This is a genomic window from Nocardia gamkensis NBRC 108242 (genome assembly GCF_001612985.1).
Classification (GTDB): Bacteria; Actinomycetota; Actinomycetes; order Mycobacteriales; family Mycobacteriaceae; genus Nocardia; species Nocardia gamkensis.
Window position 1 is genome coordinate 102,265 of sequence record NZ_BDBM01000021.1, and the last position, 24,798, is coordinate 127,062.

Sequence of the window (24,798 nt, forward strand, 5' to 3'; positions counted from 1 at the left end):
CGAGCATTCGACAAGACCCGCCGCGCAATTTGCTGGTTAACAATCCGGGTCACTCACCTGCGCTCGCGCGCCACTCCGAACTCAGTTGCGGCTCGGCCTCCAGATGGCTCAGCCCGTTCCAGCACAGGTTCACCAAGTGTGCCGCCACAACCTCTTTCGAGGGTTGGCGCTCGTCGAGCCACCAGGTCGCGGCGGTGGCGACCTGGCCGACGAGCGCCTGCGCGTAGAGGGTGGACAGACTGGTGTCGAACCCGCGCCGCGCGAAATCTCCGGCCAGGATGTGCGCCACCTGATTGGTCGCCTCGTTGAGCAAACTGGAGTACCTGCCCTCCGCCGCCGCGGCGGGCTGATCGCGCACCAGAATTCGAAACCCGTCGGTTCGTTCTTCGATGTAGGTCAGCAGTGCCAGCGCCACCTGTTCGAGCCGGATACGCGATCGGTTCTGCGTGAGCGAGGAGGTGATCATGTCGAGCAGCATCGACATCTCGCGGTCGACGACGACCGCGTACAACCCCTCCTTGCCGCCGAAGTGTTCGTACACCACGGGTTTGGAGACCTGGGCACGTTGCGCGATCTCCTCGATGGAGGTCGCGTCGTAACCGCGTTCGGCGAACAGCGCGCGCCCGATCTCGATGAGCTGCTGACGCCGCTGCGTGCCGGTCATCCGCGGCCGGGACACTCGATGCGACTCACCCGAAGACACCCCTGCTCCTCCGCCCTCTCCGCGTTGTTGCCGGTCGTGAGTGCCTCGGCGGTTCCCTCCGACCGACGGTCGCATGCCGGGCGGGTCGCGGGCGAGCCCGGCGAGTTGCCCTCGTGCGTGTCGAGTCGGCCGTCGCACCGGGGCTCCGACGCACGACACCGACATTCGGATACCACTGTCCCAGACCGGCCGGGGATCCACCCGCCCGGCCCACCGGTCCGCCGCCGGCGTGTCTGCGGCCGTCCCGGCTCCGCCCTGGTACGGCCGGAATACGCGGACAGGCGGGCCGAACAATTCGCGGGGAGGCGGCCGAGTATGCGAGGATTCATCCCGTGCCGTGGCACAGCGGCGGGGTGTTCGCCAACCGCCGGTGTGGCAATCCGCCGTGGTGTAATGGCAGCACATCTGATTTTGGTTCAGAGAGTTCAGGTTCGAGTCCTGGCGGCGGAGCTCGAGAGCACGATGCCCTATCGTTGGCCCGCAGATCGCTGACCAAGCACGACGATGCCCCGCACGAGGACAGGCAGCCGAGGGAGATCCATGCCACAGCAGACCGCCGTCGTCGTTCTCGCAGCCGGTGCCGGGACGCGAATGCGGTCGAAGACCCCCAAGGTCCTGCATTCGCTGGCCGGTCGGAGCATGCTCGCCCACGCGCTGCATGCGGCGAACGAGATCGACCCCGCGTACCTCATCACCGTGGTGGGGCACGACCGCGAGCAAGTCGGCGCGGCGGTGACCGCGGTGGCCGACGAGCTGGGCCGGGAGATCACCCCGGCGATCCAGGAACAGCAGCTCGGCACCGGGCACGCCGTGCAGTGCGCGCTGGCCGCCCTGCCGGTCGGATTCACCGGTGACGTACTGGTCACCTCCGCGGACGTGCCGCTGCTGGACGGGCACACCCTGGCCGCGCTGCTCGACGAGCACCGCAGCTACGCCGAACGCCCCGCGGTCACCGTGCTGACCTTCGTACCGCCGGACCCGAACGGCTACGGCCGCATCGTGCGCGACGCGGAGGGCCAGCTGGCCGAGATCGTCGAGCACGCCGACGCCACCCCGGAGCAGGCCGCGATCACCGAGGTGAACTCCGGTGTGTACGCGTTCGACGCGGCGGTGCTGCGCACCATGATCAGCCGGCTGTCCACCGCCAACGCCCAGCACGAGCTGTACCTCACCGACGTACTGCGCCTGGCCCGCGAGGCCGGTCACCCGGTGCACGGCGCACGCCTGGTCGACGCGGCCAAGGTCACCGGCGTCAACGACCGGGTGCAACTGGCCTCGGCGGCGCACACGCTCAACCGCTACATCCTGGAACGCCACATGCGCGCGGGCGTCACGATCATGGATCCCGCCTCGACCTGGGTCGACGCCGGTGTGCGCATCGGAAGGGACGCCGTGCTGCGACCCGGCGTGCAACTTATCGGCAACACCGTCGTCGGCGAGGACGCCGAGATCGGCCCGGACAGCACGCTCACCGACGTCGTCGTGGGCGACGGCGCCCGGGTGATCCGCACCCACGGCGAGGGCGCCACCATCGGCCCGAAGGCGACCATCGGCCCGTTCAGTTACCTGCGGCCCGGGACCGTCGTGGGCGAGGTGGGCAAGCTCGGCGCGTTCGTCGAGACCAAGAACGCCTCGATCGGCGCGCATTCGAAGGTCCCGCACCTGACCTACGTCGGCGACGCCACCATCGGGGAACACAGCAACATCGGTGCGTCCAGCGTCTTCGTCAACTACGACGGGGTGACCAAGCACCACACCGTGGTCGGCTCGCACGTGCGCACCGGCAGCGACACCATGTTCGTCGCGCCGGTGACGGTGGGTGACGGAGCCTATACGGCGGCGGGTACTGTACTGCGCAGAAACGTTCCGCCCGGAGCTCTCGCGGTCTCCGGCGGACCGCAGAAGAACATCGAGGGCTGGGTGCAGCGACACCGTCCTGGGACGGACGCGGCCCGCGCGGCGGCGGAAGCCACCGCGGCCAAGGAGATGTCGAGTCAGGCAATAGAGCAAAAGGATGGCAATCAGCAGTGACCGCGTCATGGATCGATAACCAGAAGAACCTGATGCTCTTCTCGGGACGCGCTCATCCTGAGCTGGCCGAGCAGGTCGCCAAGGAACTCGACGTCCACGTCACGCCGCAGATCGCGCGGGACTTCGCCAACGGCGAGATCTTCGTCCGGTTCGAGGAGTCGGTCCGTGGTTCCGACGCCTTCGTCCTGCAGAGTTTCCCCGCGCCACTGAACCAGTGGCTGATGGAGCAGCTCATCATGATCGACGCGCTCAAGCGCGGCTCGGCCAAGCGGATCACCGCTGTGCTGCCGTTCTACCCGTACGCCCGCCAGGACAAGAAGCACCGCGGCCGCGAGCCCATCTCGGCCCGCCTGGTCGCGGATCTGCTGAAGACCGCGGGCGCGGACCGGATCATCACCGTCGACCTGCACACCGACCAGATCCAGGGCTTCTTCGACGGCCCCGTCGATCACATGCACGCGCAGCTGCAGCTGGCGGAGTACATCCGCACCAACTACAGCCTCGAGCACATCACCGTCGTCTCCCCGGACTCCGGCCGCGTACGCGTCGCCGAGAAGTGGGCCGACTCGCTGGGCGGCTCGCCGCTGGCCTTCATCCACAAGACCCGCGACCCGCTGGTGCCCAACCAGGTGAAGTCCAACCGCGTGGTCGGCGAGGTCGAGGGCCGCACCTGCATCCTGATCGACGACATGATCGACACCGGCGGCACCATCGCGGGCGCGGTCAAGGTGCTGAAGGAGGCCGGCGCGGGTGACGTGGTCATCGCCGCGACCCACGGCGTGCTGAGCGCGCCCGCCGCCGAGCGCCTCGCCAACTGCGGCGCCAAGGAGGTCGTGGTGACCAACACCCTGCCCCTGGTGGAAGAGAAGAAGTTCCCGCAGCTCACCGTGCTCTCCATCGCGCCGCTGCTGGCCCGCACCATCCGCGAGGTCTTCGAAAACGGGTCGGTCACCGGCCTTTTCAACGGCAACGCCTAAGCCTCACACCGCGGAAACGGCGGCTCGGACTCCGGTCCGGGTCGCCGTTTTCGCGTACGCGTTAGCCGCGGCGATCGGTGGGGATACCGAGGGTATGGACAGTGACCCGTTGGAAACCGAGATGGGGGATGACGACCAGGAGGACGAGATCCGCGAGTATCGGCGCAATATCGAGGATCCGCCCGACGACCTGCGCATCCGCTATCACGAGGACGAGGACGACGGCAGGCTCGGCATCGGTGACGAGCTGGATCAGGAGTGGACGCCGCACGACGGCCGCGCCGAGGACGACGAGGCGGACGACCGGTCCGCCGAGGTGGCCGCGATCGAGATCGTCGACGACGAGGACCTCTGAGCCGAATACCGCCCCGACGCGCCGCGCTGTAGCAATCTGCTATGACGCCGCGAGCAGCGTGGTAGGCATAGGTTGCGTGACCGGGACGACACGAGGAGGGTGCGATGAGCACGCCGAAGGATCCGGACCACACCGACGACGAGCGGCGGGAGCCGGAGGCACCGTCGTTGTCGAACCAGACCGGTGAGACCTCCGGTGACGAGCCTGCTCAGCCACTGACCGGCGCCGCCCCGGCCCAGACCGGCGCACCACCCACCGAGCACGATCCGGCCGCCGCGCGGCCTCCGGAAAGCGAGCAGGGTTCGGCGGACCAATGGTGGCAGTCGGGCGGCACACCGCCCGCGGGCCCGCTGGGCGGCCAGTGGGGCGCGGAACCCAGCGGTCAACCGGCCGAACCTCAGCCGTGGGGCGCCGACGGGCCGGGCGGCCAGCAGTCCTGGGGCGCCGAACCCGCCGCGCCGGGGTCCCCACTGTCGGGTTCCGCTCCGCAGCCTCCGACCGACGAGGAGACGCGCCGGTTCACACCGGACGACCACGCTCGATACGGGTCGGGCGGACAACCGCCCTACCCGCCGTACGGACAGCCCGCCGACGCCGGGCAACCGTATCCGCCGCCCGGGCAACCTCCGTACCCGGCGGGCGGAGGGTACGACCAACCGGCGGCCGGTCCGCAGTACGGCTACCCGTCCTACCCGCAGGAGGGGTACGAGCCGTATGCCACCCCGCCGAAGCAGCCGGGTAGCCAGGTGTACTCGATCATCGGGTTCGTCTGCGCGGTGACCGCGGTGCTGTTCTGCCCGATCTTGTTCGGTCCGGCCGGGATAATCCTGGGGATCGTCGGGCACAACAAGGGCGAATCGCTCGGCAAATGGGCAGCGATCGCGGCGGCCGTCGGGATGGTCATCGGCTTCATCGTGGGATTCGCCGTGTTCGGCGGAGACTTCACGACGTAGATTTCCGGTATGCGTTCCTTCGGTGACACCAGCGCGGGGAGTGTGCGCGCATGACCGGATTCACGGGCTTCCCGCTGGCCGGGCTGGACTTCTACGAAGACTTGGAGGCCGACAACTCCAAGGCTTTCTGGACCGCGCACAAGAATATTTACGACGAATCGGTACTCGCGCCGATGAAGGCGCTTGTAGCCGAGCTGGAGACGGATTTCGGCGCGGCGAAGATCTTCCGGCCATATCGGGACGTGCGCTTCGCCAGGGACAAGACGCCGTACAAGACCGCGCAGGGCGCGGTGGTGCGCGCCGCGCCCGGCGTCGGCTGGTATGTCCAGATCAACGCCGCGGGCCTGTTCGTCGGCGGCGGCTTCTACCAGGGCTCGCCCGATCAGCTCGCGCAACTGCGCGCCACCATCGACGACGAGGTACGCGGCGGCGAACTGGCGGCGATCCTCGCGAAACTCGCCGACGCCGGCTTCAACATCGGCGGCGAGAAGCTGAAGACCAAACCCAAGGGTTACGACGCCGACCATCCGCGCATCGACCTGCTGCGGCACAAATCCATCACGTGCGGCAGGGAATTCGGCGCACCCGGCTGGCTGGACACGCCGCGGACGGCGAAGGAGGTCCGCGCCGCGTGGGAGACGATGCGGCCGCTGGTCGAGTGGCTCGCGGCGGTGGTCGGCGGCGCGCCCTCCCGGTGACCGCCGCCGACCGGAGCCCCGGTCAGCGCCGTCCGGCGAGGATCAGCGCGAAGCGATCGTCCGGATCGGTCCACACGTGCCCGGTGGCGAAGCCCGCGGCGGCGAGCTCGGCGTCGAGCCCCCCGACCCGGAACTTCGCGGAGATCTCGGTGCGCATCTGTTCGCCGCGGCCGAAACGCACGGTGAGACCGAGGTCGGCGACCGTGACGGTCATGTCCTCGCTCGCCTCCAGCCGCATCTCGATCCACTCCCGCGCCGCGTCCCAGACCGCGATGTGCCGGAACTTCTCCGGCGCGAAGTCGGCGCGCAGGCGAGCGTTCAACACGTGCAGCACATTCCGGTTGAACTCGGCGGTGACGCCCGCCGCGTCGTCGTAGGCGGGCACGAGCACCGCCGGGTCGGTGACCAGCCCGGCGCCGAGCAGCAGTTGCTCACCCGGCTCGAGCACGGCGTGGATCCTGGCGAGGAATTCGGCCCTCTCCTCGGGGACGAGGTTGCCGATGGTGCCGCCGAGGAAGGCGATCATCCGGCGACCGCCACGCGGGAGGTTGTCCAAGGTGTCGGTGAAATCGCTGACCACACCGTGCACGCCGAGACCAGGGAACTCGGCCGCGACCTCGTCGGCCGCCGCTCGCAGCGCCGCGGACGAAACGTCCTGCGGTACATACGTCTTCAAGGGTCCGCGCGCGCTGAGGGCGGTGAGCAGCAGGCGGGTCTTGGCCGCCGATCCGGCGCCGAGTTCGACCAGCACCTCGGCCTGGGCGGCGTCGGCGATCTCGTCGACCACCCGCTCGAGCAGCGCGCGCTCGGTGCGCGTCGGGTAGTACTCGGGCAGCTCGGTGATCCGCTCGAACAGTTCGCTGCCCTTGGCGTCGTAGAACCATTTGGGCGGCAACCATTTCGGGGTCGCGGTCAGGCCCTGTGTGGCGTCCGAGCGGAGCGCCGTGTTCAGGTCGTCTTCGGTGAGGTGGATGTCCAGCGTGGCTGCGGTCATGGCGCGGGCCTTTCGGGTCAGAGGAGGGCGTCGACGGACAGCGCGCCGGGCCTGGCGCTCACCAGGCTGCGGTCCGGGATCGACCGCCAGCGGGGGTCGTCGTCGAAGGGTTCGGAGGACACGAGCGCGAAGTCGTCGGTGACCAGCACCGACAACGAATGGTGGCAGGTGGTCGCCCACAGTTGCGCGCCGTCGGAGAGCAGGAGATTCAGGCGTGCTTCCGGCGCTCGGTCGAGGATCGCGGACACCAGCAGCCGCAGTGCCGCCGGAGCGGCGGACCATTCGCCGTCCGGTGCGCCGGTCGCCAGCAGATCGCACAGCAGTACCCACAGCGTGGCAGCGTCGGTGGCGGATTCCGCCTCCAGCAACCGCGCGGGGGTGAACAGATCCTCGGCGCCGAGTTCGGCGGCGATGAGCGCGAACTCCTCGGCCACGCCGGTCAGCGTGCGCCGCCAGTCCGGCACCACGCCGTTGTGACTGAACGCCCAGCGGTCACGGGTGAACGGCGCGCACGCGGACCGCTCGACCGGCATGCCGACCGTCGCCGACCGCACCGCCGCGAGCACGGCGGCGGACTCCAGCTGCGGAAGCACCTCGTCCACGGCCGGGTCGGTCCAGATCGGCGCCGCGTTGCGGTAACGGCTGGCGGTGACCGTGTCGTCCGCTCCGACGCGCCACCAGGCGACGCCGAACCCGTCGGCGTTGATGGTGCCGCCGTGGCGCATGTCGCGCGGCGCCCACGCCTGCGTGTGCAGCGAATGGGAGCCGAGGGTCACCATGTCGCCTACCCGCACCGGCGGGCCGATGTAACCCAGGTGTCTACACATCGGCACCCGCCGATGCCGCCTTCGACCGGTGCGGTCCGCTCACCGCGTGACCGCGGTCCGGCCGCAGGCCGGAATGACGGGCGTCGCTCACTCGCCTTCTCCCGGACCCAGATCCCGCGCCAGGCGGAACCCGGCGAAGATCTGGCGACGGATGGGATGGTCCCAGTTGCGGAAGGTGCCGCGACAGGCCACCGGATCGGTGCCGAAGGAACCGCCGCGCAGCACGCGATAATCGCCGCCGAAGAACACCTCGGAGTACTCCCGGTACGGGAACACACGGAAGCCCGGGTACGGCTCGAAACCCGAAGCGGTCCATTCCCACACGTCACCGATCAGCTGGTGCACGCCCGCGGGAGACGCGCCGGACGGATACGCGCCGACCTCGGCGGGTTCCAGATGCCGCTGCCCGAGGTTCGCGGTGGTCGCGTCGGGATCGGCGTCGCCCCACGGGAATCGGCGCGACGCGCCGGTGGCGGGATCGAACCTGGCCGCCTTCTCCCACTCCGCTTCGGTGGGCAGGCGCTTACCCGCCCAGTTCGCGTAGGCCTCGGCCTCGAACCAGCACACGTGCACGACCGGCTGCCGCGGGCGCAGCGGGGTCATCACCCCGAATACCCGCCGCCACCAGCGCCCGGACGGATCGCGCTCCCAGAACTGCGGCGCGACGAGGCCTGCCTCGGTGCGGTGCGCCCAGCCGCGCTCGGACCACAGCTCGGGCCGCTCATAGCCGCCGTCGTCGACGAAAGCCAGGTATTGCTCGTTGGTCACCGGCGCGGCGTCGATCGCGAAGCCGGGCACCCGGACCGGATGTGCGGGGCGTTCGTTGTCCAGCGCCCACACGTCGGTCGAGGTGCCCATGGTGAATTCGCCCGCGGGGATCACGACTTCCCCGGTGACCGGCGCCGCGGCGGTGGGTGCGGCCGCCGCGGCGAGCACGGGTGCGCCCGCGCGCAACTGATGGGTGGCCAGCATGGTCTCGTCGTGCTGCTGCTCGTGCTGGGCGATCATGCCGAACGCGAACCCGTCATCGATCAGTGGCCGACCTCGTAGTTCGCTGCGCTCCAGCACATCCCACACCTTGTCGCGCACGGCGCCGACGTAGTCGCGGGCCTGGCCGGGATCGAGCAACGGTAGTTCGGGCCGGTTCGCGCGGGCGTGTTTGAAGGCGTCGTAGAGCTCGTCGATGTCGGCGCGCACCGCGTCGCGTCCGCCGACGTCGCGCACGAGCCAGAGTTCTTCCTGATTGCCGATGTGCGCGAGGTCCCAGACGAGTGGGCTCATCAGTCGCGAATGTTGGGCTACCAGTTCGGCTTCGTCCAGGCAGTCGGTGAGGGTGAGGGTTCGTTGCCGGGCGCGCGTGAGCACCTCGGCGATCCGGTCGCGCAGCTGTTCGGTACCGGCGTGGTCGGTGAAGGCGGAATGGGAAGTGGTCACGGGAAACGTCTCCGGGATTCGTGCTGATCGGCGTCTGCGCTGCTGGGCGACTCGGCGCGGTCGACCGGGTCGCTGTCGGGGAAATGCGGTCGGCTGCTGGTCACAGGGCTGTCTCCGTGGGCTCCGCGCTGTGCTCGGTGTCGTCCTCGGTCGGGGTGCGTCCGTGGCGACATCGTTTCGCGGCGGATTCCACGGCGCGGGCCGCGTCGTCGGTCGCGGTGTGCTCGGCCGCCAGGCGCAGCAGGGCGACCGCACCGGCCCGGATGTCGGGATCGGCCAATCCGTAGCGGGCAGCATCGACCCAGCGGCCCGCCAGCGGCGCGGCGATCGAGCTCGCCTCCGCGACCACCGCCGGGCTGGACATGAGCGCGTCGATCACGTGCACCGGCACGGTCCAGGCATCGCCGGGCTGGGCGTCGATGTAGCGGACCTCCAGGTGGCCCGAGGCGCGCACCGGCGGGAACAGCGTGGTCAGGTGGTAGTCGAGGTCGCCGATGCCGGGGCGGCGGCCGACCTCGTCGTCCAGTGCGCCCGACAGCCAGTCGGCGAATGTCGCACCGGGCGGTGCGGACCATTCCGCGCAGTCGCCGTCACCGCCCTCGGCGCCGCCGTCCGGTCGGCGCACGCACAGCAGCGGCACGTCCAGCGCCCATCTGCCGTAGGCGGCGATCGGGTCGGCCCAGTCCAGCACCGGCGGGCGGGTGCGCGTGTTGTCCAGCCGCAACCAGGCCCGCATGCGCTGAGACGCCCATGTTCCCGGCGGCGCGCCACGCAGGCCGGGCGAACAGGCGAAGGCGGCCAGCAGCGCCGGGCCGACGGCGTACAGGGCGCTCCAGCGCGCGGTGACGTCCGCGCGGTCGGCCCCTGCGTCGACGCTGACCTGGGTGGCGGCGGTATTGCACATCATCAGTTTGCCGAACGGCCCGATGCCGCCGAAGGAGCGCTCCATCGCGCGATAGCGCGGCAGCTGAAGCAAGCGCTTGGGGCGGCGGTCCGCGTCGGCGGCGACGGAAACGGTGCGGATGGACCGGGATTCGAGAAGTTCCCGCAACAGACGGGCATCATCGCGCAGCCGATCACACAGCTGCGCGGCAGCTCCGTAGGGAGCACTGGAGAGTTCGATCTGACCGCCGGGTTCCAGAGTGACCCGGCTGCCCCCCGGCAACGCGAGTGCCGGCGAATCGGGGGCGATGGACCGTGGTGCGTACGGTCCGAGTGCGTCCGCCATGGCGGACAGCTGGGGGCGCGGAGCGGCCGAGGGACCCGACGCCGAACACTCACCCTGCACCGTGAGCCATTCGAGTTCGGCGCCGATCAGCGCCGGTGGCCCGAGCTTGAAACACACCCCTCCGACATATGCTTCCGCCGCCGCGCGGGAGGAGAGTTCTCCCTGCTCGGTGGCACACCCGGCCGACTCAGGACTCTCGAGCGTGACCGCCATGCCAACCTCCAGTGGGCTCCGGGACGTAGTCCGCTGCTCTTCGGTTATCGCCATTCTGCGCGGTGGTATTCCACTCCCCGGCCGAAATTCGAGTGCGGCGATCCATCCAGCGTAGCGACGCAGGCCGACAAGAAACCGACATGAAGCCGAACAATTCACCCGATAGGGTCGGCTCCATGCTGGATGACGATCGCGTACGAGCCGACACTCCCGGATGCGCGCCGGGGCCCGGACCGGGACCCGTTTTCCTCGACAGCGCCGGCTCGTCGCTGCCCCCCGGGGTGGTCACCGACACCGTCATCGCGCATCTGCGCAGGGAGGCGGAGATCGGTGGCTATCGGGCCGCGAACGAGCGGCTCGACGATCTGGCCGATGTCAAGACCGCGATCGGCGCGCTGATCAACGCCGCGCCCGAGAGCATCGCGCTCAGCGACAGCGCCACGCGCTCGTGGGCGGACTTCTTCTACTCGGTACCGCTCACCGCGGGCGATCGCATCCTGGTCTCCGAGGCGGACTACGCCAGCAACGCCATCGCCGCTCTGCAGCGGGCCCGCGCCACCGGCGCCACGGTGGAGAAGATTCCCAGCGACGGGACCGGGCAGATCGACTTGGACGCGTTGTCGGCGCTGGTCGACGAACGGGTCAAGCTCGTGTCGGTGCTGCACGCCCCGACCAACGGCGGGCTGGTCAACCCGGCCGCCGAGGCGACCCGGATCGCGCACTCGGTCGGCGCGCTGGTGCTGCTGGACGCCTGTCAGTCCGCCGGCCAGCTGCCCCTGGACGTGGCCGAACTCGGCGTCGACGCCTTGTCGGCCACCGGCCGCAAGTGGCTGCGCGGCCCGCGCGGCACCGGTTTCCTCTACCTGCGGCCGGAGTTGGCACGCTCGATGGAACCCGCCCGGCTCGACCTGCACGGCGCGCAATGGACCGGCCCGCACGACTACCGGCTCGCGCCCGATGCCAGCCGCTTCGAGTTCTGGGAATGCGACGTCGCGGGCAGGCTCGGCCTGGGCGCCGCCGTGCGATACCTGCTCGAACTGGGCCCGGAAGACATCTACGCCGCGATCGCGGCCCGCGCCGAGCACCTGCGCAAGGCGCTGCCGGAGATTCCCGGGGTGACCGTGCGCGACATCGGCCTGCGGCACAGCGGCATCGTGTCGTTCACCGTCGACGGCGTCGACTCCGTCGAGGTGCGCGACCGGCTGCTGGCGCAGGACATCACGGTCACGGTCAGCCACGCCGGTTCGACCCTGCTGGATATGACCGGCCGTGGCCTCGCCTCCGTCGTGCGCGCCTCGCCGCACTGCTTCGTCGGCTTCGACGAACTCGATCGCTTCGTCGCCGCGGTGGCGGAACTGCGCGCTTGAGCCGCGAGCGGCCCGCGACATCTCAGGCCAGATGCACCGCGAGCGCCCTGGCCACCAGAGCCTCGGCGTCGGCGCCCGGTGCGACCAGACGCAGGCTGCGATTGGCCCGCGTGGTGGCGATGCCGTGCAGATTCGTCCACAGGGCGATCGCGCGGTCGCGCGGATCGGTCGTGCCCGCCGCCGCGCCGACCAGTTCGGCGAACCGCGCGAACAGCGGCAGAGTGACCGACCGCAGGTTCTCGCCGGAGCCTTCGAGCAGATCGTGCCGGAACATCAGGGTGAACATCTCCGGCCGCCGCGCGGCGAACTCGATGTACTCGGCGCTCATCCGCCCGAGACGGTCGCGCGCGGACTCGGCGTCCACCGCCGTGAACCGGTCGGCGAGGTCGGCGAACCCCCGGGCGGCAATCGCGGCCAGCAGTGCGCGGTGGGTCGGGAAGTAGCGCCGCGGCGCACCGTGCGAGACGCCCGCCGCCCGGGTGATCGCACGCAACCCCAAGTGCGCGGCACCCACCTCCTCGAGCAGATCGACGCCGACGTCGACCAGTCGATCTCGCAGCGTCTCGCTCTCGGGCATGCGGACATTGTCTACGCCTGCCACGGCAGAACCACACTCCCGCGCATAGACACTGTCTACGCGATGCGGTAGACAATGTCTACGCGTTCGTCTACGGAGGTCTACATGTGGTACTCGCTGTTCAAGTACGTGCTGCTCGGTCCGCTGCTGCGGCTGCTGGGAAGGCCCGATGTCGCGGGGCTGGACAACATCCCGCGCACCGGGCCGGTGATCATCGCGGCCAATCACCTCGCCGTGATCGACTCGCTCTACCTCGCGCTGGTCGTCCCCCGGCGCGTGACGTTCCTCGCCAAACAGGAGTACTTCACCGGGAAGGGCCTGCGCGGCCGGTTCAATCGGTGGTTCTACTCGGTCTCCGGGCAGGTTCCGGTCGACCGGACGGGCGGCGACGCGGCCGCGGGCGCACTGGCGGCGGCCACCCGCATCCTGGAAGCAGGCGGGGTCTGGGCGATCCATCCCGAGGGCACCCGTTCACCCGACGGGCGGATCTACCGCGGCCGCACCGGCACCCTGCGGGTCGCCATGGCCACCGGCGCGCCGGTCGTTCCGGTGACGCTGTCCGGTACCGACCGGGTGAACCCACGCGGCAGTCGTCTGCCGCGGTTCGGCAAAGTGCGCATCGAGTTCGGGGCGCCGCGCCGCTACCCGCCCGCCGAGCAGCGCCACATGGTGCGCGCCGCCACCGACGAGCTGATGCGCGAGCTGGCCGCGCGCTCGGGCCGGTGCTATGTGGACCGCTACGCGGCCACCTTCTCGTCGCTGTGACCTGGGCCCCCGGAAAAGGGGTTAACGCCGCCCCGCGATGGCGGGATAGTGGGGGGAGGCCGGTTCCCGGCGACAGCTGGTGGTTAGGAGATGAACGTTGAGCAGGTTCACCGACGAGATGTATGCCACGGCGCGAAACTCCGAGCGCGGACTGGTAACCGGCGAGCCCGGCGCCCCGCTGCGGCGCACCTGGGCGGAGATCCACCGGATCGCCCGGCGCATGGCGGGCGGGCTGGCCGAAGCGGGCATCGGGCACGGCGACGCGGTCGGCGTGCTCGCGGGCATGCCGGTCGACATCGCCCCGGCCTGCCAGGCCGTCTGGATGCGCGGCGCGTCGATCACCATGCTGCACCAGCCGACTCCGCGCACCGACCTGGTGGTCTGGGCGCGCGACACCGAGACCGTGCTGACCATGATCGAAGCGCGCGCGGTCGTGCTGGGCGCGCCGTTCGAGGCGGCCGAGCCGCTGCTGCGCGAACGCGGCATCACCGTGGTGCGCATCGACCAGCTGCCCGACGGTCCCGACACCGACCCGGTGCCCACCGCCGAGGGCGATATCGCGTTGCAGCAGTTGACCTCCGGTTCCACCGGCTCGCCCAAGGCGGTCCGGATCACGCACGAGAACTTCTTCGTCAACGCCCACGCCATGTTCGACCGGGTGAAATTCCAGCTCGACGACGACGTGATGGTCAGCTGGCTGCCCCTGTTCCACGACATGGGCATGGTCGGATTCCTCAGCGTCCCGATGCAATTCGGCGCCGAAGTGGTGTGCGTGACGCCGCTGGACTTCCTCACCAGGCCGCTGCTGTGGGCCGAGCTGATCAGCAAGTACCGCGGAACCGTCACCGCCGCGCCGAATTTCGCCTATTCGCTGCTGGCCCGGCGGCTGCGGCAGGCCGACGACGGGGCGTTCGACCTCAGCAGCGTGCGCTACATGTGGAACGGCGCCGAACCGGTGGACCCGGACACCATGGAGGCTCTGGCCGCCGCCGGGAAACGCTTCGGGCTCAACCCGATGGCGCTCACCCCGGTGTACGGCATGGCCGAGACCACGCTCGCCGTGTCGATCCCCGACGCCGGGCACGGGCAGGTGCTCGACGTGATCGATGCCGATCTGCTAGAAGCGATCGGCAAGGCGGTGCCCGTCCCGGAGGAGCACGGCCAGCCCGCCAACATCCGCAGACTGCCCACCCTCGGCTATCTGGTCGACCATCTGGAGGGCCGGATCGTCGACAGCGAACGTCAGCCGCTGCCCACCCGGTCGGTGGGTGTGATCGAATTGCGCGGCCCCGCGGTCACTTCCGGGTATGTGACGGTGGACGGATTCGAACCTGCCCAGGACGACGAGGGCTGGCTGGACACCGGCGACATCGGCTACTTCACCGACGAGGGGCTGATCGTGGTGTGCGGCCGGATGAAGGACGTGATCATCATGGGCGGCCGCAACATCTACCCCACCGACATCGAGCGCGCCGCGACCAGGGTGAGCGGCGTACGTCCGGGCAACGCGGTGGCGGTGCGCCTCGACGCGGGCCAGAAGCGGGAAAGTTTCGCCGTGGTGGTGGAGAGCGGCAGCCACCAGAATCCCGAGGAGGTCAAGCGCATCGAGCGCGAGATCGTGCATTCGGTGTTCGCGGAGGTCGGCGCTCGGCCGCGCACCGTCACCGTGCTCGGCCCCGGCGCACTGCCGAAGACCTCTTCGGGCAAACTGCGCAGGGCCGCGACCGCGATCCATCTGCCGCGCGGATGATCGGCCGGGCGCACCTCGTATCGAGCGCGGTGCGCCTCAGTGCACTTGGTTCTGCGCGGTCTCGAGACCCACGCGCAGCAGCAGTTCCACCGCGTCGGCGGCCTGCTCGACGATCACCGGGACCTCTTTGCGCTCCGGCGCGGAGAACGGCTTCAGCACGTAGTCGGCCGGATCCTGGCGGCCCGGCGGGCGGCCGATGCCGATGCGGGTGCGCAGGTAGTCCTTGGTGGTCAGGGCGCTGGAGACGGAGCGCAGACCGTTGTGCCCGCCCTCGCCGCCGCCGCGCTTGAGCCGGATGGCGCCGAACGGCAGGTCGAGTTCGTCGTGCACGACGATCACCTCGGTCGGCGGCACGGAGAAGAACTTCGCCAGCGCGGCCACCGGCCGCCCGGACAGATTCATGAACGACCGCGGCTTCGCGATCAGCACCTGGCGCCCGTCCAGCCGAGCCTGCAGCAGGTCGGCGCCGGATTTCTTGTGCACACCGAAACGGCCGCCGACGCGCTCGGCGAGCACGTCGGCGACCAGGAAACCCACATTGTGCCGGGTGCGCTCGTATTCGGGACCGGGATTGCCCAGTCCGACGACGAGCGCGGGCCCGGCGGACGGTGCGCTGTTACTCAGCGCTCTCGCCCTCGGCCTCGGCCGTCTCCTCGCCCTCGACGGGCTCGGCGGCCGGGGCGGCGATCACGTTGACGATCAGGATCTCCGCATCGGTGGCCAGCTCGACGCCCTCGGGCAGCTGCAACTCGCCCGCGGTGATCTGGGTGCCCGCCTCGATACCCTCGACGGAGACCTCGATGGATTCGGGCAGCTTCATCGCGTCGGCCAGGATGGAGACGGTGGTGGCTTCCTGGGTGACCAGGGTGCCGGGGGCGGCGTCGCCTGCGACGGTGACGTTCACGTCGGCGGTGACCTTCTCGCCGCGCTTGATGATCAGCAGGTCGGCGTGCTCGATGTAGCGACGGATCGGGTGCACCACAACGGACTTGGTCAGCGCGAGCTGCTTCTGGCCGTCGATGACGAGGTTCAGCACCGCGTTGGTGCCGTGCTCACGCAGGATGGCGGCGAAGGCCTGGGCGTTCACCGACAGGTGCCGCGGGTCGGCCTGGTGGCCGTACAGCACGGCCGGGACGTTGCCCGCACGACGGGTACGGCGGGCGGCGCCCTTGCCGAACTCGGTACGTACGGATGCTTCGAGAAGGTTGACGTCGGACATGACTGGATCTACTCCTACGGCTCTTCCGGGCTGGTCAGTTACACGTCAGGGGTTCCGCACACCTGACGGGGGTGGTCTACTCGTCGGGGCGAAGACCGAACGAGGACGGCCGGAAGCCGAGCCGCGTCGATCACGGTGCCGCAAAACTGGTCTGCGGTCACCCTCGCCGAGACAACCCGAACACCATACCCCAGCGCAGAGGCGCTCTTTGAATCGGGTGGTCACCGGCGGTTCGGCTCACGCTCGAGCGAGTCGCGTACGCTGGCGTGGTTGCCGATCGGTTGTCTGCGAAAGGTTGTCTTGCGTTGAGCGCCTCCCCTGAGGGTGTTGTCGCGCCCGCACCCCGCGGGCTGTCCGCCGAGGTGGCCCGCCGGCGCACGTTCGCGGTGATCTCCCACCCCGACGCGGGCAAGTCCACGCTCACCGAGGCACTCGCCCTGCACGCCAGGATGATCTCCGAGGCGGGCGCGATCCACGGCAAGGCCGGGCGCAAGTCCACCGTCTCGGACTGGATGGAGATGGAGAAGGCGCGCGGCATCTCGGTCAGCTCGACCGCGCTGCAGTTCAACTACCGCGCCGCGGGGTCCGAGGTCGACAGCGTCATCAACCTGGTGGACACCCCCGGCCACTCCGATTTCTCCGAGGACACCTACCGGGTGCTCACCGCCGTCGACGCCGCGGTGATGCTGATCGACGCGGCAAAGGGCCTGGAGCCGCAGACGCTGAAGCTGTTCCAGGTCTGCCGCCACCGCGGCATCCCGGTGATCACCGTGATCAACAAGTGGGACCGGCCGGGCCGGGCTCCGCTGGAGCTGCTCGACGAGATCGACGAGCGGATCGGCCTCACCCCCACCCCGCTGTTCCTCCCGGTCGGTATCGCGGGAGACTTCCGCGGCCTGCTGCGCCGCGGCCCGGACGGCGCGGCGCTCGAATACATCCACTTCACCCGCACCGCGGGCGGCGCGACCATCGCGCCGGAGGAGTCGCTGACTCCGGAGGCGGCCGAGGCGCGCGAAGGCGAGCCGTGGACCACCGCCGCGGAGGAGAGCGAACTGCTCTCGGCCACCGGCCAGGACCACGACCAGGAGTTGTTCCTGGCCGGGCAGACCTCACCGGTCATCTACGCCTCCGCGATGCTGAACTTCGGCGTGCGGCAGCTGCTGGAGACCCTGGTGGCGCTCGCGCCCGCACCGGGTCCGCGCCGCGATGTCGAGGGCAAGCCGCGCGAGACCGGCGATCCGTTCAGCGCGGTGGTGTTCAAGGTACAGGCGGGCATGGACGCCGCCCACCGGGACCGGCTCGCGTTCATGCGGATCGTGTCGGGCGAGTTCGAACGCGGCATGGTGGTCACCCACGCGCAGACCGGGCGGCCGTTCGCCACCAAGTACGCGCTGACCGTGTTCGGCCGCGAACGCGCCACCGTCGACACCGCCTACCCCGGTGACGTGGTGGGCCTGGTCAACGCGACGGCGCTGGCTCCGGGACACACGCTGTTCGTGGACAAGAAGGTGGAGTTCCCGCCGATCCCGTCGTTCGCACCGGAGCATTTCGCCGTGCTGCGGGCCCGTAGCGCGGGCAAGTACAAGCAGTTCCGCAAGGCGATGGACCAGCTCGACTCCGAGGGCGTCGTGCAGGTGCTGCGCAACGACATCCGCGGCGACGCCGCTCCGGTCCTGGCGGCCGTCGGCCCGATGCAGTTCGAAGTGGTGACCGCGCGCATGCTCACGGAGTTCAACGTCGAGACCACGATGGAGCACCTCGGCTACACGCTGGCCCGGCGCACCGATGCCGCGTCGGCGGACGAACTCGGGCGGCAGCGCGGGGTGGAGGTGTTCACCCGCTCAGACGGTGCGCTGCTCGCGCTGTTCAGCGATAAATGGCGGCTGCAATACATCGAGAAGGAGCACCCGGCGCTCACCTTGGAGCCCCTGGTGGCCACCGCCGACTGAGTCAGCCGGCCTCGGACTCCGGCCGCATCGGCGGGGCACCGGGGTCGCGTTCGATCGAAGAGATGCCGTCTTCTTTCGCGATCAGGCCCCAGCGGCTCGAGGTCAGCCGCAGGCTGGGCAGGTCGCTGAGGGAGAGCACCACTTCGTAGGTGCGTTCGTATCCGGTGTGCGAGATGCGCCAGTGGCCGTCGTCGCAGCGGACGTAGCGGTCGGTGTAGAAGGCCGCGCCGCGCAGCAGCATGTTGTGGCCCGGAATGAGCACTGTGTCGGCGAGATACCACGTGCCGGTCGCGGTGTCGCCGTCCACATCGATCTCCGGGTGGTCGCAGCGGTGCTCGGTGATCACGTGCGGCCCGAGCGTGTTGCGCATGAACGCGATGAACGCCTCGCGCGATTCGAACTGCAGATATTCGCTGTAGGTCGCGGTCGCCTCGGGCACCATGGTGTCGGCGAAGTCATCCCAGGATTTGGTGTCGAGGGTGCGCAGGTACCGGTACTTCAGCCGGGAGATCGCCGAGACGTCGTCCAGCTCCCGCTCGTCGCGACCGCGGCCCGCCCGCGGATCGTCGCGCACCTGCCCGAAGTCGATGGTTCCCGCGTCGAAGCGCAGCCGGTCATCGGCGTCGGCATCCCCTTCACCGGCGCCGGTCGTCCGACTGTCGCGCTTCGGACCCGCACCGACCGGGTCGAAATCTCGTTCCTCCGGCTCCGGTATGCCGGAATCGATGTCCACCCCGCCGCGCTCTTGGCCACCCGGGGGAAATCCCAGGTCGTCGCGCTGCGGCCCACCGGAGCCCGTGCCCCGGTCGTTACGCACTTGCCCAGCGATGCCCAAACCTGGGTCGCCGCGCCCCTGCCCGCCGGTTCGCTGATCCATACCCTCAACAATCCCATCCCGAGTGCCGGATTGGGAGGGTTGTATCAGATTGCTATCACGGCGAGCGGAACATTCCGGTCAAGATCAACTTCGGGGTCAGCTTCCGATCGTGAAGCAGGTACGGCAGAAGTCCTCGCCGAACTCGGACAGCCGGAGACTCTTGCGCACGATCTTCGGCGCCCGGCCCGCCTTCTTCAGCGCCGCCTCCACCACGGGCTGCACCTCGAGCACCATGTACCGGCTCAGCACCACCGGATCGTCCGAGGTCAGCGTCAGCCCGAGGCGATTGAGATTGATCAGGTAGGACCGCGCGCGGTCGGGGTAGCGCACGCCGGCCTGCTCGGGCACCGAGGTGAGATCGCCCTGCACCAGTTCCGAGCCGATCCCCAGCGGCCGGTTGGTGCGCACGTCGACCGCGGGCTGCGGGCCGTTGAGCGCCATGAAGCGCAGGATGCGCGCCTCGTCGGGAGCGAGTTCGTCGAGGATGCGGTCGTAGGCCGGGTGCACGTCCTCGGTGAAGTAGACGTCGGCGGACCTGGCCAGCAGCGCGTCGCCACGGCGGCGCAACTCCTCGGTGCTCGCCGAGCGCAGGTAGGGGCCGACGGTCAGCGGCTGCTGCGAGGTGGGGCCGTTGGAGGTCGGGACGTAGCTGACGATCTCCCGGACCGAGCCCTCGGTGACGCCCAGAGCGCTGCGGGCGATGGAACGCAACGCGTTTCCGGTCCGCTCGGCGATCTCGGCCGAGGACTCCCCGTCCAGCGCGGCCTGGGTGATCTCCCTGGTGACCTCGTAGGTCGTGCCGACCGCCCATTGGCTTCCGCGCACGACGGTGCCCGCGGCCACTCCTGCCGCGCGGAACACGCCGCGGATCAGCCGTGCCTCATTGCTGATCTGCCGCTGTTCGACATCCGAACTGCGCTCGACGGCGCGGGAACCTGGCCGGGCCACGTCCTGTCCGGTCCTGTCGTCTGCCACGTTTTCTCCGATATCGCCGGGGGAACGAATCCGCTCCACAGATTACTTCCCCTTGTGTCGCGGGTCATTCGCACCGCCTGACTCGGACAGTGCGACCGGCACGCGGCGCGCAATAGGGTTTCTTCGAGGAGGGGGTGCTAGTTTTGGGTGCCGGTGAGGCGGCGAGCACCGGTGTATCGGCAGGAGGGTGTCGTGTTAGAGAGCGTATTCGGAATCCACCCCACGATCCTCCTCGAGCTCGTGACCATACCGCTTTTCACCGGCGTGATCGGCTACATCACCAACTGGACCGGCGTGCTCATGCTGTTCAAGCCGGTCGCCTTCCACGGGGTCCGAGTTCCCGGCCTGCGCGCGCTGTATCCATTCCTGCCCAAGCGAATTCAGGTCCTCCCGCTGCTCAGCTATGACGGCCGGTTCGGGTGGCAGGGCATCGTCCCGTCGCGCGCCGACAAGATGGCGAGCATCGCGGTCGACAAGGGCCTGGCCAAACTGGGCAGCGTAGCCGACTTCTACCGGGAGCTCGAGCCGGACAAGCTGGCCGAGCATCTCACCAGCATCGCCGACGCGCAGATCAAGGACATCGTCGAGGACATCCTGCGCCGCGAACATCCGCAGCTCTGGTACAACCTGCCCGCCCAGGTGCGCGACATGGTGCATGCCAGGGTACGCCAGCAGCTGCCGGAGATCCTGCGTGAGCTGACCGAGGAATTGGGCGCGAATATCGATCAGCTGCTCGATGTGAAGCAGATGGTGATCCGCTACTTCCAGGCCCGGCCGCATCTGCTCAACACGCTGTTCCAAGTGCTCGGCGCGAAGGAACTGCGATTCATGCAGAACTTCGGTTTCTACTTCGGCGCGCCGATGGGCGTGCTGCTGGTCGCCGTCCTGCATCTGAGCGGCTGGTCCAGCCTGGTCGTGCTGCCGATCGGCGGTGTGATCATCGGCTGGGTGGTCAACTGGATCGGCATCAATATGATCTTCGCGCCCGCATATCCGAAGTGGTGGGTCCCGTGGCGGCAGGGCCTGCTGATCAAACGCAAGGGCGAAATCACCGACGGATACGCGGAATTGGTTTCCAGCCAGGTGATCACCGTGGCGAATATCGGCGACGAGTTGCTCAACGGCCCGCGTTCGGATCGCACCATGCAGATGCTGGAGGACACGCTGCGCCCGGCCGCCGACCGCGCGCTCGGCCCCGCGCGTCCTGCGGTCAAGTTCATGCTCGGCAGCCGCGAATACGACTCGCTGCAATCGACCTTCACCAACGAAGCCATGTCCATCGCGCCGATCGCGTTCGCGGACCCGGAGTTCAATGTCCGCCAGGGCAGGCAGATCAACGAATACATCGCCAGGCAGATGGCGATGTTGTCGCCGCCGGACTTCGTCGACATGCTTCGCGCGGCCATCAAACAGGATGAATGGCTCCTTTTCGTCCATGGCGGCGTGCTGGGGCTCTTCGCCGGATACGCTCATATCCTGATCTTCGGAACGGGAGTGGCGACATCATGGCTGTAGCGAGTCCGGACGACGGCGATCTCGAGGCCGTCGAGCACCTCGACGCGACGGCGGCGAATGCCGGGCCATCGCAGGAGATCGCCCGACGGCCGGCTTCGGACATCGCTCACACCGACGAATTACCGAGACGGGTCACGGTTCCCGTGGCCACCGTGCGTGCCGCGACGGGCGTCGCACGGGTCGCGTGGACCGCCGTCACCGGGGTGACCTCCTGGGGAGTCGGCACCGCGGTCGACGTCACCTCGACCGTCGTGCGGCGCAGCATCGAGGGAGCGCCGCCGCGAGAAGTGCTGGCCGAGGCGGAGTCCGAAGTCCGTGACGCGATGCGCAAAGCGCTCGGTCTGTCCGCCGCCGCGCAACCGTCCGCGCAGGACGCCGTGCCGACGCTGCGCGAGCAAGGCGCCGCGCTGCTGCGGTTGTCGGCGAGCCCGCACGGCGAGGACGACAACCATCCGGCCTTCGCGGGCATGCTCGCCGAGCTGACCCCCGACGAGGCGCGCATCCTGCGTTTTCTGCACCTGGACGGGCCGCAGCCCTCGATCGACATCCGCACCGGACGCCCGCGCGCGCTCGGCTCCGAACGCCTCGGCTCGATGCTCACCCTGATCGGCGAGCACGCCGGCCTGCGCTTTCCCAACCGGATCCAGCAGTACCTGACCAACCTGCGCAGACTGGGCTTGGTCGAGCACGCGCGCGAGCCGGTCGGCAATCCGAACCGGTATCAGCTGCTGGAGGCGCAGTCACCGGTGCGGGAGATGCTGAAGCGGTCCGGCTTCGGCACCAAGGTGATCTACCGCAGCGTGGTGCTCACCGACTTCGGCGCGGATTTCGTGCGCACCTGCCTGCCCGTGGTGGTGCAGGACGGACGCGCCTCGGGGCACTAGGGTTCCCACCCGCGCAGCGCCAGCTCGGCCACCCGCTGCAATTCGGCCCGGCTCGCGCCGTCCCGCGCCGCCTGGGACATTCCCTGCATCACCGTGCCGACATAGCGGGCCAGCGTGCGCGCGTCCAGGTTCGGCGACAGGACGCCCGCGTCGATGTCGGCCTGGATGCGCGCGGCGAACGCGTCGATGTTCCGGTTGCGCATGTCGCGCAGGAAATCGGCGATCTCGGCGCTCGTGGTGTTGACGCCCGCGCTGATCACCAGACAGCCGTGCGGGCACTCCGGCCGGGTGTACTCCACCGCCGCCTCGCGCAGGATGCGCCGGACCGCCGCGTCGGCGGTGCCCTCCTCGGCGAGCGCCCGCGTGACGAATCCGCCGTAACGCGCGCCGAATTTCGCGACGACCTCGGCGAACAACGTCTTCTTGTCCCCGAACGCCGCGTACAGGCTGGGCGCACCGATTCCCATCGCCGCCGTGAGGTCTCCGATCGACGTGGCCTCGTACCCGCGTTCCCAGAACAGCCGCATGGCCTTCTCCAGCGCGACGTCCCGGTCGAAGGATCGGGGCCGCCCGCGGGTCGTGGTACTCATGCCGCAATTTTATAGCGGTCACTAGAGAATGTGCTACCTTTCTTTCTGTAGCGACCGCTAGAGAAAGGAGCCCGTGATGGGCGCACTGACGGGCAAGACCGCACTGGTGACCGGAAGCAGCCGGGGCATCGGCCGGGCGATAGCCGAAAAACTGGCCCGCGACGGCGCACGGGTGGCGGTGCACTACAACAGCGACGAGCAGGCCGCGAAGGCGACCGTGGCCGCGATCGAGGCATCGGGCGGCGCGGCATTCGCGATTCGCGCCGAACTGGGCGTGCCCGGTGACGCCGAGGCGCTGTGGGCTGCCTTCGACGCGCACGCCGAGGGCCTGGACATCCTGGTGAACAACGCGGGCACCGACGGCATCCGGGAGCCGATCGCCGGGACCGACGAGGCGGCGTTCGACCGGGTCTTCGCGATCAACGCCAAGGCGCCCTTCTTCATCACCCGTCTCGGCCTGGATCGGTTGCGGCCGGGCGGACGGATCGTCAACATCTCCACCGGCCTGACCCACGGCGCGTACATGCCGCAGCTGATCGCCTACACCATGACCAAGGGCGCGATCGACAGTTTCACCAGCGTGCTCGCCAAGGAGGTCGGGGCCCGCGGCATCACCGTGAACGCGGTGGCCCCGGGCATCATCGACACCGACATGAACGCGAACTGGCTGCGCAACGCCGAAACCCAGGCGGCGGTGGCGGCGATGTCCCCGCTGAATCGAGTGGGGCAGCCCGCCGACGTGGCCGACGTGGTCGGGTTTCTCGCCTCCGACGAGGCGCGCTGGGTGACCGGGCAGTGGATCGACGCCACCGGCGGCGGCCTGCTGTAACGGCCGGGGGATTGCCCCGCCCCCGGTTCCTTTTCGCGACGCCCGCTACGGAACGGCATCGCCCGGCCGCTCCCATTAGGCTTGAGCACCGTGCTGTCAGTTGTGCCGAGTCCCGTCACCGTGCGGGCGCCGTCGAAGGTGAACCTCCATCTCGGAGTGGGCGACCTGCGTGCCGACGGGTACCACGACCTGACCACGGTGTTCCAAGCGCTGTCCCTGAGCGACGATCTGGAGATCTCCCCCTCGGGTTCGCTGGCCGTCCGGGTCACCGGAGAGGGCGCCGCGGACGTGCCGACCGACCGGACGAACCTGGTCTGGAAGGCGGCCGTCCGGCTCGCGCACCTCGGCGGCCGCGCCCCCCTGGTGGAAATCGCCATCGCCAAAGGCATTCCGGTAGCCGGGGGCATGGCGGGCGGGAGCGCCGACGCCGCCGCCGCGCTGGTCGGGCTGAACGAGCTGTGGGACCTGGGACTGTCCAGGGAGGAACTGAGCGCGGTGGCGGCCGAACTCGGCAGCGATGTGCCGTTCGCCCTGCACGGCGGCACCGCGCTCGGCACCGGCCGCGGGGAGCGCCTGCTGCCGGTGCTGTCGCGCAATACCTTTCACTGGGTGCTCGCCTTCGCCAAAGGCGGCCTGTCCACGCCCGCGGTCTTCGCCGAACTCGACCGGTTGCGCGAGCACGGCGACCCGCCTCGGGTCGGCGAACCGCAGCAGTTGATGCAAGCGCTGGCCTCCGGCGACGCGCACCAGCTCGCACCCTTGCTCGGCAACGACCTCCAGGCGGCGGCGGTGTCGCTGAAGCCGGAACTGCGCCGCACGCTGCGGGCGGGCGTTACGGCGGGCGCGCTGGCCGGGCTGGTGTCCGGCTCCGGGCCCACGTGCGCGTTCCTGTGCGAGAGCGAGGAATCGGCGATCTCGGTGGCCGCCGAACTCGCGGGCGCGGGCGTCTGCCGCAGCGTGCGGACGGCCGGCGGACCCGTGCCGGGCGCGCGCATTCTCAGCGCCGACCCGTCGGGGAAGCACTGACCGGCAGCGCCTCTCCGACGGACGAAGGCGCCCGACCGGCAGCGACGCGAGGACGGAAGCGT

General features: G+C 69.5%; 24 protein-coding genes and 1 tRNA gene. 14 read left to right on the plus strand and 11 right to left on the minus strand.

What is annotated here, in order from left to right:
* Positions 1–49 precede the first annotated feature (49 nt).
* Complete coding sequence (locus NG1_RS18910) at positions 50–664, minus strand: TetR/AcrR family transcriptional regulator (protein WP_040869782.1); 615 nt, start codon at positions 662–664, stop codon at positions 50–52.
* A 418-nt stretch (positions 665–1,082) separates the two neighbouring features.
* Here NG1_RS18910 and NG1_RS18915 point away from each other — a divergent pair.
* From NG1_RS18915 to NG1_RS18940, 6 genes are all read left to right on the plus strand, one after another.
* Positions 1,083–1,153 (plus strand) — tRNA-Gln (locus NG1_RS18915).
* Between the two features lie 90 nt (positions 1,154–1,243).
* Complete coding sequence (gene glmU, locus NG1_RS18920; RefSeq protein WP_062972585.1) at positions 1,244–2,734, plus strand: bifunctional UDP-N-acetylglucosamine diphosphorylase/glucosamine-1-phosphate N-acetyltransferase GlmU; 1,491 nt, start codon at positions 1,244–1,246, stop codon at positions 2,732–2,734.
* The gene (locus tag NG1_RS18925; protein WP_040869786.1) at positions 2,731–3,711 is read left to right on the plus strand and encodes a ribose-phosphate diphosphokinase; all 981 of its coding nucleotides are present in this window, start codon (positions 2,731–2,733) and stop codon (positions 3,709–3,711) included. The genes glmU and NG1_RS18925 overlap by 4 nt, the downstream gene beginning before the upstream one ends.
* Before the next feature lie 94 nt (positions 3,712–3,805).
* Positions 3,806–4,066: a hypothetical protein gene (locus NG1_RS18930; RefSeq protein WP_062972588.1), complete on the plus strand. Its 261-nt coding sequence runs from the start codon at positions 3,806–3,808 to the stop codon at positions 4,064–4,066.
* 104 nt (positions 4,067–4,170) lie between these two features.
* Entirely contained in the window at positions 4,171–5,019 is an 849-nt protein-coding gene (locus tag NG1_RS18935; protein ID WP_062972590.1) for a DUF4190 domain-containing protein, read from the plus strand.
* 50 nt (positions 5,020–5,069) lie between these two features.
* Entirely contained in the window at positions 5,070–5,717 is a 648-nt protein-coding gene (locus tag NG1_RS18940; RefSeq protein WP_062972592.1) for a DUF2461 domain-containing protein, read from the plus strand.
* A 22-nt stretch (positions 5,718–5,739) separates the two neighbouring features.
* On the opposite strand, the gene egtD is transcribed toward NG1_RS18940, so the two are convergent.
* From egtD to egtA, 4 genes are all read right to left on the minus strand, one after another.
* Entirely contained in the window at positions 5,740–6,711 is a 972-nt protein-coding gene (egtD, locus tag NG1_RS18945; RefSeq protein ID WP_062972594.1) for an L-histidine N(alpha)-methyltransferase, read from the minus strand.
* A gap of 17 nt (positions 6,712–6,728) precedes the next feature.
* Complete coding sequence (gene egtC, locus NG1_RS18950) at positions 6,729–7,538, minus strand: ergothioneine biosynthesis protein EgtC (protein ID WP_062972596.1); 810 nt, start codon at positions 7,536–7,538, stop codon at positions 6,729–6,731.
* An 87-nt stretch (positions 7,539–7,625) separates the two neighbouring features.
* Complete coding sequence (egtB, locus tag NG1_RS18955) at positions 7,626–8,972, minus strand: ergothioneine biosynthesis protein EgtB (RefSeq protein WP_062972597.1); 1,347 nt, start codon at positions 8,970–8,972, stop codon at positions 7,626–7,628.
* Between the two features lie 100 nt (positions 8,973–9,072).
* Entirely contained in the window at positions 9,073–10,413 is a 1,341-nt protein-coding gene (egtA, locus tag NG1_RS18960; RefSeq protein WP_062972599.1) for an ergothioneine biosynthesis glutamate--cysteine ligase EgtA, read from the minus strand.
* Positions 10,414–10,589: 176 nt separating this feature from the next.
* Here egtA and NG1_RS18965 point away from each other — a divergent pair, with 176 nt between their 5' ends.
* Positions 10,590–11,780: an aminotransferase class V-fold PLP-dependent enzyme gene (locus NG1_RS18965; RefSeq protein ID WP_062972671.1), complete on the plus strand. Its 1,191-nt coding sequence runs from the start codon at positions 10,590–10,592 to the stop codon at positions 11,778–11,780.
* Positions 11,781–11,802: 22 nt separating this feature from the next.
* Here the strand turns inward: NG1_RS18965 and NG1_RS18970 are convergent, their stop codons facing one another.
* Positions 11,803–12,357 carry a TetR/AcrR family transcriptional regulator gene (locus NG1_RS18970; RefSeq protein WP_062972601.1) on the minus strand — a complete coding sequence of 185 codons (555 nt, stop codon included), beginning with the start codon at positions 12,355–12,357 and terminating at the stop codon, positions 11,803–11,805.
* Between the two features lie 105 nt (positions 12,358–12,462).
* Between NG1_RS18970 and NG1_RS18975 the strand changes: the two genes are divergently transcribed.
* Both NG1_RS18975 and NG1_RS18980 read left to right on the plus strand, forming a co-directional pair.
* Positions 12,463–13,122 carry a lysophospholipid acyltransferase family protein gene (locus NG1_RS18975; RefSeq protein ID WP_062972603.1) on the plus strand — a complete coding sequence of 220 codons (660 nt, stop codon included), beginning with the start codon at positions 12,463–12,465 and terminating at the stop codon, positions 13,120–13,122.
* Positions 13,123–13,219: 97 nt separating this feature from the next.
* A complete protein-coding gene (locus tag NG1_RS18980; protein ID WP_062972605.1) occupies positions 13,220–14,872 on the plus strand; it encodes a fatty acyl-AMP ligase in 1,653 nt (550 codons plus the stop codon).
* 36 nt (positions 14,873–14,908) lie between these two features.
* On the opposite strand, the gene pth is transcribed toward NG1_RS18980, so the two are convergent.
* Both pth and NG1_RS18990 read right to left on the minus strand, forming a co-directional pair.
* Positions 14,909–15,496, minus strand: coding sequence for an aminoacyl-tRNA hydrolase (pth, locus tag NG1_RS18985; RefSeq protein WP_040869799.1), 588 nt, complete (start codon positions 15,494–15,496; stop codon positions 14,909–14,911).
* The gene (locus NG1_RS18990; protein ID WP_062972607.1) at positions 15,489–16,091 is read right to left on the minus strand and encodes a 50S ribosomal protein L25/general stress protein Ctc; all 603 of its coding nucleotides are present in this window, start codon (positions 16,089–16,091) and stop codon (positions 15,489–15,491) included. Before NG1_RS18990 ends, pth begins: the two co-directional genes overlap by 8 nt.
* Before the next feature lie 305 nt (positions 16,092–16,396).
* On the opposite strand from NG1_RS18990, the gene NG1_RS18995 reads away from it, so the two are divergent.
* Entirely contained in the window at positions 16,397–18,040 is a 1,644-nt protein-coding gene (locus tag NG1_RS18995) for a peptide chain release factor 3 (protein WP_062972610.1), read from the plus strand.
* Position 18,041: 1 nt separating this feature from the next.
* On the opposite strand, the gene NG1_RS19000 is transcribed toward NG1_RS18995, so the two are convergent.
* Positions 18,042–18,569, minus strand: coding sequence for a nuclear transport factor 2 family protein (locus NG1_RS19000; RefSeq protein WP_157114124.1), 528 nt, complete (start codon positions 18,567–18,569; stop codon positions 18,042–18,044).
* A gap of 444 nt (positions 18,570–19,013) precedes the next feature.
* Positions 19,014–19,892: an Abi-alpha family protein gene (locus tag NG1_RS38385; RefSeq protein ID WP_084499024.1), complete on the minus strand. Its 879-nt coding sequence runs from the start codon at positions 19,890–19,892 to the stop codon at positions 19,014–19,016.
* 240 nt (positions 19,893–20,132) lie between these two features.
* On the opposite strand from NG1_RS38385, the gene NG1_RS19010 reads away from it, so the two are divergent.
* Positions 20,133–21,407 (plus strand): DUF445 domain-containing protein, encoded by a 1,275-nt coding sequence (locus NG1_RS19010; RefSeq protein WP_245659954.1) that lies wholly within the window; start codon positions 20,133–20,135, stop codon positions 21,405–21,407.
* The gene (locus tag NG1_RS19015) at positions 21,398–22,291 is read left to right on the plus strand and encodes an Abi-alpha family protein (protein ID WP_062972612.1); all 894 of its coding nucleotides are present in this window, start codon (positions 21,398–21,400) and stop codon (positions 22,289–22,291) included. Before NG1_RS19010 ends, NG1_RS19015 begins: the two co-directional genes overlap by 10 nt.
* Here the strand turns inward: NG1_RS19015 and NG1_RS19020 are convergent.
* Entirely contained in the window at positions 22,288–22,881 is a 594-nt protein-coding gene (locus tag NG1_RS19020) for a TetR/AcrR family transcriptional regulator (protein ID WP_062972614.1), read from the minus strand. The genes NG1_RS19015 and NG1_RS19020 overlap by 4 nt on opposite strands.
* Before the next feature lie 76 nt (positions 22,882–22,957).
* On the opposite strand from NG1_RS19020, the gene NG1_RS19025 reads away from it, so the two are divergent.
* Both NG1_RS19025 and NG1_RS19030 read left to right on the plus strand, forming a co-directional pair.
* Positions 22,958–23,710, plus strand: a complete 753-nt coding sequence (locus tag NG1_RS19025) for an SDR family oxidoreductase (RefSeq protein WP_062972616.1) — start codon at positions 22,958–22,960, stop codon at positions 23,708–23,710.
* A 90-nt stretch (positions 23,711–23,800) separates the two neighbouring features.
* Positions 23,801–24,736, plus strand: coding sequence for a 4-(cytidine 5'-diphospho)-2-C-methyl-D-erythritol kinase (locus NG1_RS19030; RefSeq protein WP_062972681.1), 936 nt, complete (start codon positions 23,801–23,803; stop codon positions 24,734–24,736).
* Positions 24,737–24,798: the final 62 nt, after the last annotated feature.